The following is a 1379-nucleotide window of genomic DNA, read 5'->3' as shown; positions in this document are numbered from 1 at the left end:
GTGAGGAATACCTCGACTCGGAGAAGTACCAGCTCAAACCCCGCGACTGGGAAGCCGCCGCACGCGAGGGCCGCACCATCGCACCGCTCATCACCAGGCTGAACACCATCCGCCGGGAACACCCCGCGCTACAGCGCCTGCGGAACCTCCGCTTCCACCAGACCGACAACGACGCCGTGCTCGCCTACAGCAAGAGCACGGGGACGGACACGGTCATCGTGGTCGTCAACCTCGACCCCCGCCATACCCAGGAGGCCACGGTCTCGTTGGACATGCCGCAACTCGGCCTGGACCGGCACGCCGCCCTGTCCGTGCACGACGAACTGACGGGCGAGACGTACCACTGGGGCAGGACCAACTACGTGCGCCTGACGCCCGGCAGCGCGCCGGCGCACGTGCTCCACGTCGGGCGGGCGACGCCCCGGAACGGAGGGCCCTCAGCGTCATGACCGTCAACGAACCCGTACTGGACACTTTCGAGGACACACCTGCGGGGGACCGGGACCCGGACTGGTTCAAACGCGCCGTCTTCTACGAGGTCCTGGTCCGCTCCTTCCAGGACAGCAACGGCGACGGCGTCGGCGACCTGAAGGGCCTGACCGCCAAGCTCGACTATCTGCAGTGGCTGGGGGTCGACTGTCTGTGGCTGCCGCCGTTCTTCAAGTCGCCGCTCAGGGACGGCGGTTACGACGTCTCCGACTACACCGCCGTCCTGCCGGAGTTCGGTGACCTGGCCGACTTCGTGGAGTTCGTGGACGCCGCCCACCAGCGCGGCATGCGCGTGATCATCGACTTCGTCATGAACCACACCAGCGACCAGCACCCGTGGTTCCAGGAGTCCCGCAAGAACCCCGACGGCCCGTACGGGGACTACTACATGTGGGCCGACGACGACAAGCAGTACGAGGACGCCCGGATCATCTTCGTCGACACCGAGGCCTCCAACTGGACCTTCGACCCCGTGCGCGGCCAGTACTACTTCCACCGCTTCTTCTCGCACCAGCCGGACCTCAACTACGAGAACCCGGCCGTACAGGAGGAGATCCTGGCGGCGCTGCGCTTCTGGCTGGACCTCGGCATCGACGGGTTCCGGCTGGACGCGGTGCCGTACCTGTACGCGGAGGAGGGCACCAACTGCGAGAACCTGCCGGCGACCCACGCGTTCCTCAGGCGGGTGCGCAAGGAGATCGACGCGATGTACCCGGACACCGTGCTGCTGGCCGAGGCCAACCAGTGGCCGGAGGACGTCGTCGACTACTTCGGGGACTACGCCTCCGGCGGCGACGAGTGCCACATGGCGTTCCACTTCCCGGTCATGCCGCGCATCTTCATGGCCGTACGGCGGGAGTCGCGCTATCCCGTCTCCGAGATCCTCGCCA

At 66.9% G+C, this 1379-nt stretch carries 2 protein-coding genes; both read left to right on the top strand.

The features are described from left to right. The coding region (locus tag IE244_RS41470) for an alpha-glucosidase C-terminal domain-containing protein (RefSeq protein ID WP_191878757.1) at nt 1–449 on the top strand (449 nt) is incomplete at its 5' end. Further along, a partial coding sequence (locus IE244_RS41465; RefSeq protein WP_268252943.1) for an alpha-amylase family glycosyl hydrolase occupies nt 446–1379 on the top strand: 934 nt, incomplete at its 3' end. The genes IE244_RS41470 and IE244_RS41465, both read left to right, overlap by 4 nt.

Origin of the sequence: Streptomyces filipinensis (genome assembly GCF_014649495.1) — a bacterium.
Classification (GTDB): Bacteria; Actinomycetota; Actinomycetes; order Streptomycetales; family Streptomycetaceae; genus Streptomyces; species Streptomyces filipinensis.
The sequence above is the reverse complement of the archived record's forward strand: the minus strand, read 5'-3'. Positions and strand labels throughout refer to the sequence as shown.